This is a genomic window from Oceanicaulis sp., from assembly GCF_965284345.1.
Taxonomy (GTDB): domain Bacteria; phylum Pseudomonadota; class Alphaproteobacteria; order Caulobacterales; family Maricaulaceae; genus Oceanicaulis; species Oceanicaulis alexandrii_A.
Map to the genome: position 1 here is coordinate 763,507 of NZ_OZ260073.1, position 15,721 is coordinate 779,227.

General features: G+C 62.6%; 12 protein-coding genes. 9 read left to right on the forward strand and 3 right to left on the reverse strand.

The window, feature by feature from the left end:
• Positions 1 to 196 precede the first annotated feature (196 nt).
• Positions 197 to 643 (forward strand): hypothetical protein, encoded by a 447-nt coding sequence (locus ACQ66J_RS03840; protein ID WP_430430557.1) that lies wholly within the window; start codon positions 197 to 199, stop codon positions 641 to 643.
• A gap of 54 nt (positions 644 to 697) precedes the next feature.
• Here ACQ66J_RS03840 and ACQ66J_RS03845 read toward each other — a convergent pair whose 3' ends face one another.
• Positions 698 to 1,885 (reverse strand): thiolase family protein, encoded by a 1,188-nt coding sequence (locus ACQ66J_RS03845; RefSeq protein ID WP_430430558.1) that lies wholly within the window; start codon positions 1,883 to 1,885, stop codon positions 698 to 700.
• A 145-nt stretch (positions 1,886 to 2,030) separates the two neighbouring features.
• Between ACQ66J_RS03845 and ACQ66J_RS03850 the strand changes: the two genes are divergently transcribed.
• Positions 2,031 to 2,471: a CPBP family glutamic-type intramembrane protease gene (locus tag ACQ66J_RS03850; RefSeq protein ID WP_430430559.1), complete on the forward strand. Its 441-nt coding sequence runs from the start codon at positions 2,031 to 2,033 to the stop codon at positions 2,469 to 2,471.
• On the opposite strand, the gene mnmA is transcribed toward ACQ66J_RS03850, so the two are convergent.
• Complete coding sequence (gene mnmA / locus ACQ66J_RS03855) at positions 2,468 to 3,604, reverse strand: tRNA 2-thiouridine(34) synthase MnmA (protein ID WP_430432224.1); 1,137 nt, start codon at positions 3,602 to 3,604, stop codon at positions 2,468 to 2,470. The two genes, ACQ66J_RS03850 and mnmA, sit on opposite strands and share 4 nt — an antisense overlap.
• Before the next feature lie 292 nt (positions 3,605 to 3,896).
• Here mnmA and ACQ66J_RS03860 point away from each other — a divergent pair, with 292 nt between their 5' ends.
• The 5 genes from ACQ66J_RS03860 to ACQ66J_RS03880 all read left to right on the forward strand — a co-directional run bounded on the left by ACQ66J_RS03860 (position 3,897) and on the right by ACQ66J_RS03880 (position 10,381).
• Positions 3,897 to 5,597 carry a methyl-accepting chemotaxis protein gene (locus tag ACQ66J_RS03860; protein WP_430430560.1) on the forward strand — a complete coding sequence of 567 codons (1,701 nt, stop codon included), beginning with the start codon at positions 3,897 to 3,899 and terminating at the stop codon, positions 5,595 to 5,597.
• Positions 5,598 to 5,714: 117 nt separating this feature from the next.
• Entirely contained in the window at positions 5,715 to 6,941 is a 1,227-nt protein-coding gene (locus ACQ66J_RS03865) for a methyl-accepting chemotaxis protein (RefSeq protein ID WP_430430561.1), read from the forward strand.
• Positions 6,942 to 7,039: 98 nt separating this feature from the next.
• Positions 7,040 to 8,137, forward strand: a complete 1,098-nt coding sequence (gene ychF / locus ACQ66J_RS03870) for a redox-regulated ATPase YchF (protein ID WP_430430562.1) — start codon at positions 7,040 to 7,042, stop codon at positions 8,135 to 8,137.
• A 73-nt stretch (positions 8,138 to 8,210) separates the two neighbouring features.
• Positions 8,211 to 9,086, forward strand: a complete 876-nt coding sequence (locus ACQ66J_RS03875) for an enoyl-CoA hydratase-related protein (protein WP_430430563.1) — start codon at positions 8,211 to 8,213, stop codon at positions 9,084 to 9,086.
• 47 nt (positions 9,087 to 9,133) lie between these two features.
• The gene (locus ACQ66J_RS03880; RefSeq protein ID WP_430430564.1) at positions 9,134 to 10,381 is read left to right on the forward strand and encodes a multidrug effflux MFS transporter; all 1,248 of its coding nucleotides are present in this window, start codon (positions 9,134 to 9,136) and stop codon (positions 10,379 to 10,381) included.
• Between the two features lie 58 nt (positions 10,382 to 10,439).
• On the opposite strand, the gene ACQ66J_RS03885 is transcribed toward ACQ66J_RS03880, so the two are convergent.
• Positions 10,440 to 11,333 carry a 23S rRNA (adenine(2030)-N(6))-methyltransferase RlmJ gene (locus ACQ66J_RS03885; RefSeq protein ID WP_430430565.1) on the reverse strand — a complete coding sequence of 298 codons (894 nt, stop codon included), beginning with the start codon at positions 11,331 to 11,333 and terminating at the stop codon, positions 10,440 to 10,442.
• 151 nt (positions 11,334 to 11,484) lie between these two features.
• On the opposite strand from ACQ66J_RS03885, the gene ACQ66J_RS03890 reads away from it, so the two are divergent.
• Together ACQ66J_RS03890 and ACQ66J_RS03895 are read left to right on the forward strand one after the other, a co-directional pair.
• Positions 11,485 to 14,055 (forward strand): zinc-dependent metalloprotease, encoded by a 2,571-nt coding sequence (locus ACQ66J_RS03890; RefSeq protein WP_430430566.1) that lies wholly within the window; start codon positions 11,485 to 11,487, stop codon positions 14,053 to 14,055.
• A 172-nt stretch (positions 14,056 to 14,227) separates the two neighbouring features.
• Positions 14,228 to 15,721, forward strand: a complete 1,494-nt coding sequence (locus ACQ66J_RS03895) for a S10 family peptidase (protein WP_375548387.1) — start codon at positions 14,228 to 14,230, stop codon at positions 15,719 to 15,721.

Below are 15,721 nucleotides of genomic sequence, written 5' to 3' on the forward strand. Positions count from 1 at the left end.
GCGCGGCAGACAAAGCCATGCTGCAGCGCGTCATAATTCTTCTGTTTCTGGTGAAAACCAGGCGCTATTTGAAGACAATTCCCGCTCCCGCCAAGCCGCATCACAAGGCGTGTTCGAGATCTCAGCCACTTGATTTAGAAATCATAAGTTACACCGCGTGCAATCATGGGGCGTTTCGGCAATACGGTTGAGCCACATGACGCGTGTGAATCTTGCAAGCCAGCTAATCTCCCAACGCCCGCGTATCTGGTATCTCGCCGTGGGCGGGATCGAGACCGTCCATGGCGCGATGGGCAATCTGCAAGAGCTGCAAAAACGGGTCGAGAAAGAGCATATCCGCGGCGCGCTCTTCGATTTTCGAAAGCTTGACGGCTATGATCCCCAGCAGGATTGGGAGGGTTTTTTGCGCGGCCTCAAGGCGTATACGCCGCATGGCCTGCCCCTCGCCTGGATCGCGCATTCCCACGGCGCCAACGCCGCCCAGCAACTCGCGCAGGCGGCTCAGAAAGCCGGCGCGCTGTCTCAGTTTTGTCTCAACTGGCAGGCGGCTCTGATGACGGTGGGTCTGCCGAAAAACACCCCCGACCCCTTGCCGGACCTGACATCGCCTCAAGGCGATGACGACGTCTTCTTGCTCGACTAGACAAAAAAGCCCCGGCCAGATGACCGGGGCTTCTTCATACGGCGTTTAAACCGATTAGTTCAGGCGTTCGATCGCGACCGCCGTCGCTTCGCCGCCGCCAATGCACAGCGAGGCGACGCCTTTGGTCTTGCCCTGGCTTTCCAGCGCCGCGATCAAGGTGACCATGATCCGCGCGCCAGACGCGCCGATCGGGTGCCCCAGGGCGCAAGCGCCGCCATTGACGTTGACCACGTCATGGCTGAGGCCCAGCTCTTTCATCGCGATCATCGGCACCACGGCGAAGGCTTCGTTGATCTCCCACAGATCCACGTCGTCCTTGGTCCAGCCCGCCTTCTCCAGAACCTTGCGCATGGCCGGAACCGGAGCGGTGGTGAAGTAAGCCGGCTCATGGGCGTGAGCCGCGGTGGCGACGATCTTCGCCAGCGGCTTCAGGCCGCGACGCTCAGCTTCGCTCTGGCGCATCATCACCAGCGCAGCCGCGCCGTCAGAAATCGCCGAAGCGTTCGCCGCCGTCACCGTGCCGTCCTTGCCGAACGCAGGCTTCAGGCTGGGGATCTTTTCCGGGCGCGCCTTGCGGGGCAGCTCGTCGGTTTCAACCGTGACGTCGCCCTTGCGGCTCTTGATGGTGACCGGGGTGATTTCACGCTTGAAATCGCCTTTCTCGGTCGCGCGCGTGGCGCGGGCCAGGGTTTCCAGCGCATAGGCGTCCTGGTCTTCGCGGGTGAACTGGTGCTCACGCGCAATCATGTCGGCGAACACGCCCATGGCGTTGCCTTCATACGCGTCTTCCAGACCATCCTGGGCCATGTGATCCTTGATCACGTCATGGCCGTATTTGAAGCCGGTGCGATGGTTCGGCATCAGGTGCGGCGCATTGGTCATGGATTCCATACCGCCCGCCACGATCACCGAGGCGTCGCCCGACGCGATGGAGGCGCGGCCCATGATGGCGGCCTGCATGCCAGACCCGCACATCTTGTTCAGCGTGGTCGCCTCGACCGATTTGGGCAGACCTCCCTTGATGGCCGCCTGGCGCGCCGGGGCCTGACCCTGGCCAGCGCTCAGCACATTACCCATGTAAATCAGGTCTACATCGTCGCCGGCCACGCCGGCTTCGGCCAGTGCGGCCTTGACGGCTTCGGCGCCCAGCTCATTGGCGGACATCCCCGCCAGTTCACCCAAAAGGCCGCCCATCGGGGTGCGCGCCATACCTACGATGACAATCGGATCTTCGGAACTCATAGTCCGTCTCCTAATAGTTTTATCTCGGCCGGCTCAGGCCGGTCATTAGGGGGAGAGAAAGGCCTTGTTTCGCACCGCGTCAAGAGTGCTCGCATACGCAGCAGGGCGGCTCAGACGGCCCCCAAGATGGGTCGACGGGCCCGATATGCTTGCAGGATTAATCGTTTTCGCCTGTCTGGCCTTGATCATACATCAGTTTATCAGCCCCATTCATTTTTCTTTGAACGCGCCAGGCGTGCGGATCAATCCGGACCAATTTCTCATATTAGTGATCGTCGCCTTCTTCATTCCCGCTCTGGGTGAAGAGTTCATATTCCGTGGGATTCTTCTGCCGCGCCCTCAAGGATGGCGGCAAATCTGGGTCACCAGCCTGCTGTCGGTGGCGATGTTCGTGCTCTGGCATCCGCTTCAGGTCTGGATCGGCTTGCCCACAGGCCAGCCCATCTTCCTTACGCCGGGTTTTCTGATCCTGGTCGCCGGGCTGGGCCTGATCTGCACAGCGCTGACTTTGAGGTCGGGCAGTCTATGGCCCGCCGTGGCGCTGCACTGGGTCGTGGTTGTGGGGTGGAAGGCGGGGACGGGTTAACCCGTCGCCCGGATCCAGCCGCCGCCCAGCACCCGGTCATGATCGGGGTGGGAATAAAAGACACAGGCCTGGCCCGGCGCGACGCCTTCTTCACCTGCGTCCAGCAGGACGAAGACGCTGTCTTGTCCCACTTCCAGAACCGCCGGTTTGGGGGGGCGGGTGGAGCGCACCTTGATGCCGACGGTCAGACCGTCTGCTTCGCTCAGATCGCCATCGCCGATCCAGTTCACATCCGTCAGCGTGATCTTGCGCACTTGCAAGGCTTCGCGCGGGCCGACGATGACCTGCGCGGCCTCCGCATCCAGACGCACCACATACAGCGGCTCGCCGGTGGCGATGCCAAGGCCGCGGCGCTGGCCGACCGTATAACGCAACACGCCTTCATGCTGGCCCATCACCCGGCCATCCAGATGCACGATCTCGCCCGGACGCGAGGCGCCGGGACGCACTTTCTCGACCACGCTGGCGTAATCGCCATCGGGCACAAAGCAGATATCCTGGCTGTCGGGCTTGGCGGCCACGATCAGGCCCAGCGCGGCGGCCAGTTCTCGGGTCTGGTCCTTGTTCAGATGCCCCAGCGGGAAGCGCAGATAATCAAGTTGCTCTTCTGTGGTGGCGAACAGGAAATAGGACTGGTCCTTGCCCGCATCGGCTGCGCGACGGAGCTCGGGCCGGTTGCCGTTCATCGTGCGCTGGATGTAATGGCCCGTAACCAGACAGTCCGCGCCCAGTTGCTGCGACGTCGCCAGCAGGTCCGCGAACTTCACAGACTGGTTGCACCGCACGCAGGGGATGGGCGTGAAGCCCGCCAGATAGGTGTCGGCGAAATCCTCGATCACCGCTTCGCGAAACCGGGTTTCATAGTCCAGCACATAATGGGCGAACCCCATGGCTTCGGCCACGCGGCGCGCGTCGTGAATGTCCTGACCGGCGCAGCACGCGCCTTTGCGGTGGACCGCTTCGCCATGATCATAAAGCTGCAGCGTCATGCCCACGACCTGATAGCCCGCACGATGCAGCACGGCCGCCACGACCGAGCTGTCCACGCCGCCAGACATGGCGGCGACCACGCGGTGGTCAGAGGGCTCGCCGCCCAGATTGAGGAATTCGCCTGTCAGCCCGTACGCGGACATCAGCGCGTCAACGCGCGCCGTATCGAGCACCGGAGCGGAAACAGAATTGGGGATATCGCCCGCGCCAGGGCGCGGAGCGTTGGAAATCAGCGTGGTCATCACCCTCTCCCTCGCCGGGTCAAGACCGGCGACGAACAGCAAAACAAGCCCGCATATAAGAGCAAGACTGAAATAATGCCAGTCAATCCGATCACAATGTCTATCCAGGCAGGCTCTGGGGAACAGTGCTTCAGACTTTATTAGCCATAAGTGCGTCACCTCACAGGGCATCCGGCAACCAAGAGAGACTCATATGTTCAGTTCCCTGGTTACACGTCTCGTCACGCTCATTCTGGGGCTCGTCGCGGTGGGGATCGCGCTGACGGCGCTGTCTGCAGGCTGGGTGATCAACAATTCAATCTCACGCTCCGCCTCCGAAGCGCAGGAAATGAATTTGCGGGTCGCAGCCGCCACGTTGCAAACCACACGCCTTCCGGAACTGGACATTCGATATAATTCTGACGGCGAGATCACGCGGCTTGAAGCGCCGGCCCTGCCTGAATTCACCTCCCACGAAATGATTGACTCCGTCGGCCGCCAGACCGGCCAGACCGCCACCTTGTTTATCTGGTCGGAGGCCGAGAATGATTTCTTCCGGCGCACCACCAATATCGTCAAACCCGATGGAAACCGGGCCGTCGGCACCCCGCTGGGCGCCGGCGCCGTTTACGATTCCATGATGGCCGGGCGCGGCTTCCGCGGCCAGGCGACCATTTTGGGCAAGGACTATTTCACCGCCTACCAACCCGTCTTCAATCCCGAGGGCGAGACCATCGGCATCTTGTATGTGGGCGTCGAGAAAGCGGCGATCATCGCCACGCGCAATACGGTTCTCATGATCACGGGCCTGCTGGCGCTCATTTCTCTCGCGATTGCCGGCGGCGTCGGCTTCTGGGTCAGCCGACGCGCATTGTCGCCGATCAATGTGGTGACGCACACCATTGATGAAGTCGCGGCGGGCCAGTACGCGCTGACCCATCAGTTCCTTGAGCGCACGGATGAAATTGGCCGCATCGCCAACGCCGTTCGCGGCCTCTGCGCCAAACTGAGCGAAGCTGAAGAATTGCGCCGCAAAGAAATGGATAAACAGGCGGTCGAAGCCCGCCGGGCGAAAACCCTGTCTGACGAAATCGCCAAGTTCGAAGAGACGGCCAATCAGGTCCTGAGCACCGTCAGCAAAGCCGCACATGACGTTCAGCAAACCGCTGAATCCACGCGCGCGACCTCCATCGAAAGCCGGGACCGCCTGTCCAAGGTCAGCCAGGCGGCCCAAGCCGCGAGCGCGGGCGTGCAGACCATGGCCGCCTCAACTGAGGAGCTCAACGCCTCCATCGGCGAGTTGCGCGGATCTGCGGCCCGCGTGGCGGAGCTGACATCCGCGTCCGCAGACCAGACCCAGCAAAGCCGGTCCAAGATGGAAGACATCAGCGACTCTCTGACGGACATGACCGAAATCATCGCCGGCATCGATGCTGTGGCCGAGCAGACGAACCTCCTGGCGCTGAACGCCACGATCGAGGCCGCACGCGCCGGTGAAGCCGGCAAGGGTTTTGCGGTGGTGGCCAGCGAAGTCAAAGCGCTGGCTGAGCAAACCACCAAGCTGACCGAGACCATCAACGCCCGGATCGTGAACTTCAAATCCCTGGTCCAGGACGCCGGTCAGGCGACGCAAAGCGTTGCGGACGCCATGACGCAAATTGACCAGGCCTCAGCGGAAAGCGCCTCCGCTGTCGAGCAACAAACCGCCGCCGTCTCTGAAATCAGCCGCTCCGCCCAGACCGCCGCAGAGCGCACGGGCCTGGTGGACGAGGAAACCAGCACGGTCATGCAAGGCGCAGAAGCCTCTGTCGCCAACGCCGACCAGATCGCCAACCTTTGCGCTGAGCTGGAGAGCCATGCCGCGAGCATGTCGACCACGATCAACACGTTCCTGCACTCGGTGCGCTCAGCCTAAGCATACGAATATTCAGCCAATTTCCTCTTGAGAAGTGTGGCTTTCTCCACACTTGTTAGGGGGGAATTAACCGAACAGGAGGCATCAGCAACACACAGTCAAACTGTGAGATGCGCCATGCCCTCCCTTCCGCTTTCCGTTCGTTTCATCCTCGTTTTTCTCGGCCTGATGACCTTCGGAGTCTTGCTCAAAACGGGGCTGTACGCCGCCTTTGGCGCAGGCTGGCTGGGGTTTTTGATGGCCACGGCAATCGCAGGCGCGATTACGGCGACGCTCGCCTGGCCTGTCATCCAGCGCATGTTCAAGCCGATGCTCGACCTGGCCCAGCGCATGGATGCTGTGGCGCAAGGCGATCGCAGCGCGGATAACGCCTTTCAGAACCGGGCTGACGAGATTGGCCGGATCGCCAAGGCGCTCAACCACATGACCGAACAGCTGCATGCCGCAGAATCCGCCCAGGCGGGCGAACTGTCGCGACAAGAGAGCGAAGCGCAAAAAGCCCAAGCGCTGCAGGCTGAGATCGAGACGTTCAAGACCGGTGCAGGCCAGACCCTGCGCGCCGTGGAGGCGCTGTTAGAGCAAGTGGTCGAAGCCGCAGAAACCTCACGCAGCGCCGCTGAAGACGGCAAGACCCGTTCCTCTTCCATGAATGAAGCCGCGCGTGAGGCCAGCAATGGCGTGCAGACCATGGCGGCGGCCACTGAAGAGCTCAATGTCTCGATCAACGAAGTACGCGGCTCCGCCGAACGCGTCTCAAACCTGACCCGCCGCACCGCCGAGCGCACCCAGGAGAGCCAGGCCAGCATGACCGAGATGGCCTCGGCGCTGACAGACATGGTCGAGATCATTTCCGGCATCAACGCCGTGGCCGAACAAACCAATCTTCTGGCGCTCAACGCCACAATCGAAGCCGCGCGCGCCGGTGAAGCCGGTAAAGGGTTCGCAGTGGTCGCCAGCGAGGTGAAAGCCCTCTCCACCCAGACCACCAAGCTGACCGAAACCATCGGTGAGCGGATCTCCCGCTTTGAAGCCAGTGTTCGGGACGCGTCCAAGACAGCGGCTGCGATCGTGGAGGAGATCAGCGAGATCGACGCCGCCTCCGCAGAAAGCGCCTCCGCCGTTGAACAGCAGACCGCCGCCGTCGCTGAAATTTCAGGCACCGCGCAGACCGCCGCGCAGAAAACCCAGGCTGTGGATGAAGACAGCGTCCAAGTGATGCAAGGCGCCGCAAACGCAGTCGCCGCCGCGAACCAGATTGCAGAGATGGCCAGTCAGCTGCGCACCAACGCCAATGATCTGTCAGACCGGATCGACGGTTTTCTGGAGGCGGTGAACGCCGCCTGACGGCGCCTCTCTGCCCGCCCCCCTTCCCTCATTAGCGCGTTCGGCCTATACGGCCCGCCAAAGTCGCTACACACGCTGAGCTGAAGAGGGCGCGCGCCATGGGTTTCAAATGCGGGATTGTCGGTCTGCCGAATGTGGGCAAATCCACCCTGTTCAACGCGCTGACCCAGACGGCTGCGGCCCAGGCGGCGAACTATCCCTTCTGCACCATTGAACCCAATGTGGGCGAAGTGGCCGTACCCGAACCTCGCCTGCAAAAGCTCGCCGAGATCGCCGGCTCCGCCAATGTCATCCCCGCACGGATGAACTTCGTCGACATTGCAGGCCTGGTGAAAGGCGCGTCCCAGGGCGAGGGCCTCGGCAACCAGTTCCTCGCCAATATCCGCGAGACCGATGCAATTTTGTACGTGCTGCGCTGTTTTGAAGACGGCGACATCACCCATGTGGCCGGCAAGATCGATCCGCTGGCGGATTTTGAGACCGTGGAGACCGAGCTGATGCTCGCCGACATGGATAGCCTCGAAAAGCGCCGCGCCAATCTCGAGAAAAAAGCCAAGTCCGGCGATAAGGACGCGAAAGCCACCATCGCTCTGGTGGATCTGGCGCTGGCCGAATTGCAGGAAGGCCGCCCGGCCCGTAATGCAGAGGTCCCCGAGGACATGACCAAGGAGTGGAAAATGCTCCAGCTCCTGACCTCAAAGCCGGTCATGTTCGTCGCAAATGTGGACGAAGACTCTGCGGGAACCGGCAATGCGTTCTCCAAGGCGGTTGAGGAGCGCGCCGCCCAGGACGGCGCAGCTTGCGTCGTGATCTCCGCCAAGATCGAATCCGAGCTGGCGCTGCTGGAAGACGAAGAGCGCGCCGAATACCTCGCCGAGATCGGCCTGGAAGAGCCCGGCCTCGATCGTCTGATCCATGTGGGCTACACGCTTTTGGATCTTCAGACCTATTTCACCGCCGGCCCGAAAGAGGCGCGCGCCTGGACCATTCGCAAGGGCTGGACCGCGCCCAAGGCCGCCGGCGTCATCCATGGCGATTTTGAACGCGGCTTCATTCGCGCCGAAACCACCGCCTATGACGATTATGTCTCCAATGGCGGCGAAAGCGGCGCGCGCGAAGCGGGTAAGCTGCGTCAGGAAGGCAAGGAGTATGTCGTCCAGGATGGCGATGTCATGCTCTTCAAATTCAACGTCTAAAGCGCGACACAGCAGCTGACGACCGGGCGTTAAGCGCTTAAGCTCTCCGAAAAACAGACTTTCGGGGAGTGATATGAGCTATTCCACCATTCGCTATGAGGTTCAGGACGGCATCGGCCTTCTGACCCTGCACCGGCCAGACGCCATGAACGCCTTCACCACGGTGATGGGCGAAGAGATGGCGGACGCGTTTGACCGCTCGGACGCCGATCCGGCCGTACGCGCCATGGTCGTCACCGGCGAGGGCCGCGCCTTTTGCGCCGGGGCGGATCTGTCGCTGGGCGCTGAAACCTTCAACGCCGTCGCCACCGCCCAGGCCGAAGGCGAGCTCGTGGACACCGACCCGCAATGGCGTGATTTCGGCGGACGGTTGAACCTGCGCATCTTTGACAGCGAGAAACCGGTCGTGGCCGCCATTAACGGCGCCTCGGTCGGCATCGGCGCCACCATGATCCTGCCCATGGATGCGCGCGTGGCGCTGGCGGGCGCGAAATTCGCCCTGCCCTTCACCAAGCGCGGCATCGCCTGGGATGGCTGCGCCAGCTGGTTCCTGCCCCGTCTTGTGGGCGTCGAGGCGGCGCTCGACTGGGGCCTGTCGGGCCGCACCTTCCTGGCTGAGGAAGCGCTGGCGCGCGGTCTCGTCAGCGAGCTGCAGGACACGCCTGAAGCGGTTCTGGAGCGTGCGCTGGAGCGAGCACGCCTGTTCGTGAAGGACACAGCCCCGGTCTCCGTCGCCATGAACCGTCGTTTGCTCTGGCGGATGCTGGGCGCCAGCCACCCGATGGAGGCGCACCGGCTGGAAAGCCGCGCCATCCTTCATCGCGGCATGTCGCCAGATGCGGCTGAGGGCGTGACAAGCTTCCTGGAGAAGCGTACCCCGAACTTCCCCGGTCAGGTTCCCGCTGATTATCCAGCTGGCTGGCCCTGGGATACGGACCCGCAATACTAAGCCCCAGCCCCATTGATCGCGGTCGGGACGGCGCCCAGGAGGCCCGCTTGCAGCACCTGCCCTCTCCCGACCCGCTCCGCCCGCAAATCTCCACGCGGGAGCTGATCGCCATGGTCGGCTTCCTGATGGCGCTCAACGCCCTGTCCATCGACATCTTGCTGCCGGCCCTGTCAGAAATGGGGCAGGCTTTGGGCGCGCCGGGCAATGACCGCCAGCTGGTGATCACCTCTTACGTCTTCGGCTTCGGGCTGGCGCAGCTGGGCTTCGGACCTCTGTCGGACTCTCTGGGCCGCCGCCGGACCTTGCTGATTGCGTTGGTGGCGTATCTTGCGGCGACGATCTTGTGCCTGGGCTCCCAAGGCTTGTGGCAATTGGTGGCGGCGCGTGCGCTGCAAGGGGTCGCGGCGGCGGCGACGCGGGTCATCGCCGTGGCCATTGTGCGCGATCTCGTGTCCGGACGCCGGATGGCGGAGATCATGTCCTTCGCCATGACCGTCTTCACGGTCGCGCCCATCCTGGCGCCCGGCATCGGCCAGCTGATCCTGTTCGGCGGCAGCTGGCGGGTGATCTTTGTCTTCCTGTTTGTGATGGCGGCGGCGCTGTCAGTCTGGATGCTGGTGCGCCTGCCTGAAACCCTGCACCCCGACAAACGCACCCCGCTGCGGTTCGGGTCAGCGATGCGCAACTACGTGCTGGCCGCCTCAAACCGCATCACGCTGGGTTATCTGACGGCGTCCTGCTTCATCATGGGCGCCCTCTTCGCCTTCATCGCCACCTCTGAACAGGTGTTGGCGGAGCTTTATGAGCTGGGCGTGTATTTCCCGATCGCCTTTGCTGTCATCGCGATCGGGCTGGCGGGCGCCAATATCGTCAACGCCAAGATCGTGCGTCGGTTGGGCATGCGCCGGATCTCCCACTCCGCGCTCATCGCCTATTTGCTGGTGAACGGCGTGAACATGACGCTGGCCCTGTTCGGCAACCCGCCCTTCATCGTCTATTTCGTGCTGTTGATGGCCGCTTTGATGCTGTTTTCCATGATCGGAGCCAACTTCTCCGCCCTCGCCATGGAGCCGGCGGGCGAGCGCGCCGGCACGACGGCGGCGCTCTATGGATCATCGACGGCTATGGCCGGCGCCGTGCTCGGCTCGCTGATCGGCCAAGGCTATAACGGCACAGTGCTGCCGATCACCATGGGCTTCACGGTGCTGGGCGCACTGGCCTTGCTGATGGTGTTGTGGACGGAAAAAGGCAGGCTCTTCGGCGTCGGCGAAACCAGCGATGAGGCGGACGCCTAAAACCGATTGGTCGCCTTTTCGAACCGCGAAACCGGCATCCAGTTTCGCTGAAAAGGCTCTAGAACTCATCCACCATCAGGCTGTCATCATTGATGCAGCCGTCGAGCCGCCAGCCCGCATCTTCATCCTGCGCCAGAAGCTCGGTCAGCCAGGGCAAGAGTTTCAGCAAGCGTTCTTCGAGTTTGAACGGCGGGTTGACCACCACCACGCCCGCGCCGGCGAGCGGGCCGTCTTCCTTCAGTTCGCGCACCCACATGTCCGCGCGCAACAGCTTCTCGCCCTCAAGCCCCTGATCCGCGATCAGCCATTCCGCCAGGCCGACGTCAAAACGCTCTTGCGCCCACAAATCCTTCAGCGGCCGCCAGAAAATGAAGGTTCCGGTCGGCCAGCGCTCCAGCGCGGACTTCGCCGCCTGCGCCATGAACGCCATTTCGTCACGATGCTCGAACGGCGGGTCGATCATCACCAGTCCGCGCTTTTCGCGCGGCGGCACGAGGCCCGGCAAAGCGCGATAGCCGTCCATGGCCTGCACCTTCACCCGGGCGTCGCGCGCATAGCGCTTGTCCAGGGTGACGCTATCGTCCTTGTGAAGCTCGCACAGATGAATGCGGTCTTCCGCACGCGCCAGACGGGCCGCGATTTCAGGCGAACCGGGATAGCTGGTCAGCGATTCGCCAGAATTCATCGCCCGCACCACGTCCAGATATGGATCAAGCGACTCGCGAAGATCCTGTGGAATGTCCGCCTTCAACAGGCGGTCGATCCCGTGCATCCATTCCGGGCTCCGCCGAGCCTCGTCGCCTGTCAGGTCATAGGCGCCCACACCTGCATGGGTGTCGATCACGCGATAGGGTTTGGGTTTATCGCCCAGATGCTCAAGGCATTGCGCAAGCACCAGATGCTTGAGCACATCAGCAAAATTACCAGCGTGAAACGCGTGACGATAGTTCATAAGGGCTCGCTTTGCGCCTTGGATCGGATCGGGTTTGCATGCGTGCGGCGCACAATGTGACCAAACTGTAACCGACGACGACTTTGCTCTCGCCGCGTCTCCAGCCTAGTTTGTCATCTTTGTACGGCAATCAAGAGGGGAGGGCTTGGAAATGTCGCAGTTTCGCAGCCTGTGGTTCACGGCGGCCATAGCCGCCATAATAGCGGGTTCGCCCGCATTCGCCCAAGAGGACGAGGGCGATGAGGACGAAGCGCAAACCATCGAAGGGTTCACCGAAGAATTTGAAACGATCGACGGTCTGTTTCCGCTCTATCGCAATCCTGAAGACGGCGCGCTCTATATGGAGATCGCCGCCGATCAGCTCGATGATGAGTTTGTCTATTTCACTTATGCTGAGGACGGCGCGCCACGCACCGGCCTGTTCCGGGGCCAGTTCCGCGACAACCGTGTTCTGACCTTCGCCCGCCATTACGGCGAGATCGAGATCAGCGCCGAGAACACCAGCTTCTCGTTTGACGAAGACAATGCGCTGTCACGCGCCTCCAGCGCCAACATCACCCGAGCGCCGTTGGCCGTGCTTGAGATCGAGGCTGAAACCGAAGGCGAAGACGACGCGCCCGACCGGGTCCTGGTGCAGATCGACTCGCTTCTGAGCGGCGAAGACCTCTCCCAGATCAAACCCAATGCGCCGCGCGGCCCCGGCGCCGAAGACGCGTTTTCGATGGGCCGCCTGTCCAGCGATCGCACGCGTGTTCTGGACGTCCGCAACTATCCTGAAAACACCGATGTGGTCGTTGAATACGTCTACACCGAGGACTCCCCGCGCAATGGCGGCGGCGCCGAGATTACCGACGCCCGCGCCGTGGCGGTGACGGTGCAGCACAGCTTCCTGGCTCTGCCAGAAGAGGGCTATGAGCCGCGCGCGGACGATTTCCGCGTGGGTTATTTCGGCCAGCGCGTCACCAATCTGACCGACACCAGCGTCACGCCCTATGACGACGTGATCAATCGCTGGCGCCTCGTGAAGCAAGACCCGACCGCGGAGATTTCCGATCCGGTGGAGCCGATTGTCTGGTGGATCGAGAACACCACCCCGGTCGAACTGCGCGACATCATTCGCGACGCGGCGCTGACCTGGAACATCGCCTTTGAAGCCGCGGGCTTCTCCAATGCGTTGGAAGTCCGGGTCCAGCCGGATGACGCAGACTGGGACGCGGGCGACATTCGCTACAATGTCCTGCGCTGGACGTCGTCGCCCACGCCGCCCTTCGGCGGCTATGGCCCCAGCTTCACCCATCCGCGCACCGGCGAGATCATGGGCGCGGACATCATGCTGGAATACGTCTTCATGACGAACCGTATCCGGTATTCAGAACTGTTTGACGTGGCGGGTCTGAGCCAGTGGCTGCCGGCCGAACAGCTGGCCGAAGCGACCGGCGAGCCGGTGGTCGAGCACGATCATGACGCCCATGGCGCCATGTGTAATTTCGCCGAACACCTGCAGATGGAGACCCTGTCCGGCGTCGCCGCCTTGCAGGCGCAAGGCGCAACCAGTGTCGAAGTTGACGAACTGATCCGTCAGTCCCTGCACTATCTGGTGATCCACGAGATCGGCCACACGCTGGGCCTGATGCACAATATGCGGGCGACCTCCACGATCTCGCTCGATGATCTGGCCAATGGCGAAACCGTGACCGGCTCCATCATGGATTACCCGGCGCTGAATCTGCCCACGCAAGACGGCGCCAGCGTTCAGTACTCCCAGGAAACCCCGGGACCGTACGACATCTGGGCGATCAGCTATGGCTATAACCCGGACACGGAGGCCCTGCCCGCGCTTCTGGAGCAGTCGACGGATCCGGCTTTGGCGTTCGGTAATGACGCCGACGATCTGCGTGCGCCGGGTCGGCATTCTGACCCGCGCGTGATGATCAATGACCTGTCGTCCGACCCGGTGAGCTGGGCTGGCCAGCGCGTCGAGCTGATCAACGACACCCTGCGCACCCTGCCGGAAAACTTCGAGATTGAAGGGGAAACCTATCAGCCTCTGCTGACCAGCTATCTGGTTCTGTCCGGCCAGCGCTTCGGCGCCGCCAATGTGGCCAGCCGGCATATCGGCGGCATCTACAACAACCGCTCTGTTGTGGGTCAGCCGGGCGCTGAAACCCCGTTCATCCCGGTTCCGCGCGACACGCAGGAACAGGCGCTGGACGTCCTCGACGCGGCTTTGTTCGGGCCGGACGCCTTTGCGGCTGAAGAAGCCTATCTGGATCACTTGCAGCGTCAGCGGCGCTTCTTTGATCATTTCGGCACGGATGAAGATCCGGCGCTGCACGACCGGGTCTTCAATCAGCAACGGGCCGTCATGGCGCACCTGCTGCACGCCAACATGCTCGAGCGTATGAATGATGCGCGCCAGTATGGCGGAGACTATCCGGTGGCCGACTATCTTCAGGATCTGACGCAAGTGGTGTACGCCGCCGATATTCGTGGCGAACCGAACACCTATCGCCAGAACCTGCAGGTGGAGTATCTGCGCCGCCTCATCTCCATTGTCGGCGATGGCGACTATTCGCCGGTGGCGCGTTCGGCCGCCCTCGCCGCCATTCACGATGTGAAAGGCTGGGTCGGCCCCGACTGGATGCCCGACCTGATGGGCTCACGCGAAGCCAAAGCGCACCGCGCCCATCTGCGCACTCTGATCAACGCCTTCGAAGGCTAAGATCAACGCGTTCCGCCGCCCCCGTCCCCTGGACGGGGGCGGTTTGCGTTTGTGGACAGGGTTATGTCTGGACTTGACCTGACAAGCGCCAAGACCGCACAACGTACTATTATAACACCGGCCTTGGCGGCGACGTCGAAGAGCCGGGAAACACGGGGAAAAGGAGACGGATATGATCCGCACCGCCGTCGCCGCGCTCAGCGCGGCGCTCATGCTCGCCAGCCCGCTCATGGCTCAGGACGAGACGCCCGACATCCCAGAACCGCAGCGTTGGGAATCCACCGGACAGATCACGGCTGGCGGAGAACGTATCCGCTACACGGCCATCGCAGGCGAGACCTATCTGGAAGACGCCGACGGCGAGCCCACCGGTTCGATCTTTTCCACCACCTATCTGCGTGACGGCGTGTCTGATCCGCGCACGCGCCCGGTGGCCTTCATCTTCAACGGCGGACCGGGCTCGGCCTCGCTCTGGCTGCATATGGGCGTGTTCGGCCCGCAGCGCGTGGTCCTGCCCAGCGACGCGCGCGATGACGGCGCCGCGCCGTTTGATCTGCGCGACAACCCTGAAACGCTGCTGGGCGAAGCCGACCTGGTGTTCATCGATCCGGTCGGCACCGGCTGGAGCCGCGCCCTGGGCGACACCGACCCCACTGAAGAATTCTGGGGCGTGGATGAAGACGCCGCCTCCGTCGCAGCCTTCATCCGCAAATGGCTGACCGAGCATCAACGCTGGAATTCGCCGAAATACCTGCTCGGCGAGAGCTATGGCACCACGCGCATCGGCGCGCTCATGCGCCAGCTCGAAGCGGGCTGGAACGACGTCTCCATCAATGGCGTCGTGCTGATCTCGGTCGTGCTCGATTTCCGTCTGGACGCGACGGACCCGGGCAATGAAATCGGCTATGTGGGTCTGCTGCCCGGCTACGCCGCCACCGCCTGGCATCACAACCTGGTGGACCGCTCCGCCTGGAATGACGACCGTGACGCCTTCCTGGATGACGCCCGCGCCTTCGCCACGGATGAATACCTGCCGGCGCTGGTGCGTGGTCATGACATCGACGCCGCCCGCAAGGCGAACGTCATCTCCCGCATGAGCGCGCTGACCGGCCTGTCAGAACACTATATCGAGCGCTCCGACATGCGGGTGACGCTGTCACGCTTCCGCACCGAATTGCTGCGTGACCAGGGCCTGTCCGTGGGCCGCTTTGATTCGCGCTTCACGGGCGTGGAGCCGATCGGCGTGTCTGACAGCCCCGAAGGCGACCCGTCCGGCTATGGCATTGACGGCGCCTACACTGCAGCGATGATGGATTACTATACTCGCGTACTGGGTGTGGATGAGACGCGCCCGTACACCACGTTGGGCGGCGTGCGCGACTGGAACTGGGACGCGGGTCCCGCCGGCGGTCGCAACAATTACGTCAACACGTCGGTCTGGCTCGAGCGCGCCATGCGCCAGAACCAGGATCTGCGCGTGCTGGCCACCAACGGCATCTACGATCTGGCGACGCCCTTCTTCGCCACCGAGATGACGTTCAACCGTCCTGGTTATTACGATCAGGACCGGGTTGAGCTGACCTATTATCCGGCCGGTCACATGATGTATCTGCATCAACCCTCTTTGGAGCAGGTGGCGCAGGACGTGCGTGACTTCATCGAATAG

Coding starts and splice junctions, on each gene's coding strand:
- ACQ66J_RS03840 (WP_430430557.1), top strand. CDS start 197: ATGACGCGTGTGAATCTTGCAAGCCAGCTAATCTCCCAACGCCCGCGT.
- ACQ66J_RS03845 (WP_430430558.1), bottom strand. CDS start 1,885: ATGAGTTCCGAAGATCCGATTGTCATCGTAGGTATGGCGCGCACCCCG.
- ACQ66J_RS03850 (WP_430430559.1), top strand. CDS start 2,031: ATGCTTGCAGGATTAATCGTTTTCGCCTGTCTGGCCTTGATCATACAT.
- mnmA (WP_430432224.1), bottom strand. CDS start 3,604: ATGTCCGCGTACGGGCTGACAGGCGAATTCCTCAATCTGGGCGGCGAG.
- ACQ66J_RS03860 (WP_430430560.1), top strand. CDS start 3,897: ATGTTCAGTTCCCTGGTTACACGTCTCGTCACGCTCATTCTGGGGCTC.
- ACQ66J_RS03865 (WP_430430561.1), top strand. CDS start 5,715: ATGCCCTCCCTTCCGCTTTCCGTTCGTTTCATCCTCGTTTTTCTCGGC.
- ychF (WP_430430562.1), top strand. CDS start 7,040: ATGGGTTTCAAATGCGGGATTGTCGGTCTGCCGAATGTGGGCAAATCC.
- ACQ66J_RS03875 (WP_430430563.1), top strand. CDS start 8,211: ATGAGCTATTCCACCATTCGCTATGAGGTTCAGGACGGCATCGGCCTT.
- ACQ66J_RS03885 (WP_430430565.1), bottom strand. CDS start 11,333: ATGAACTATCGTCACGCGTTTCACGCTGGTAATTTTGCTGATGTGCTC.
- ACQ66J_RS03890 (WP_430430566.1), top strand. CDS start 11,485: ATGTCGCAGTTTCGCAGCCTGTGGTTCACGGCGGCCATAGCCGCCATA.
- ACQ66J_RS03895 (WP_375548387.1), top strand. CDS start 14,228: ATGATCCGCACCGCCGTCGCCGCGCTCAGCGCGGCGCTCATGCTCGCC.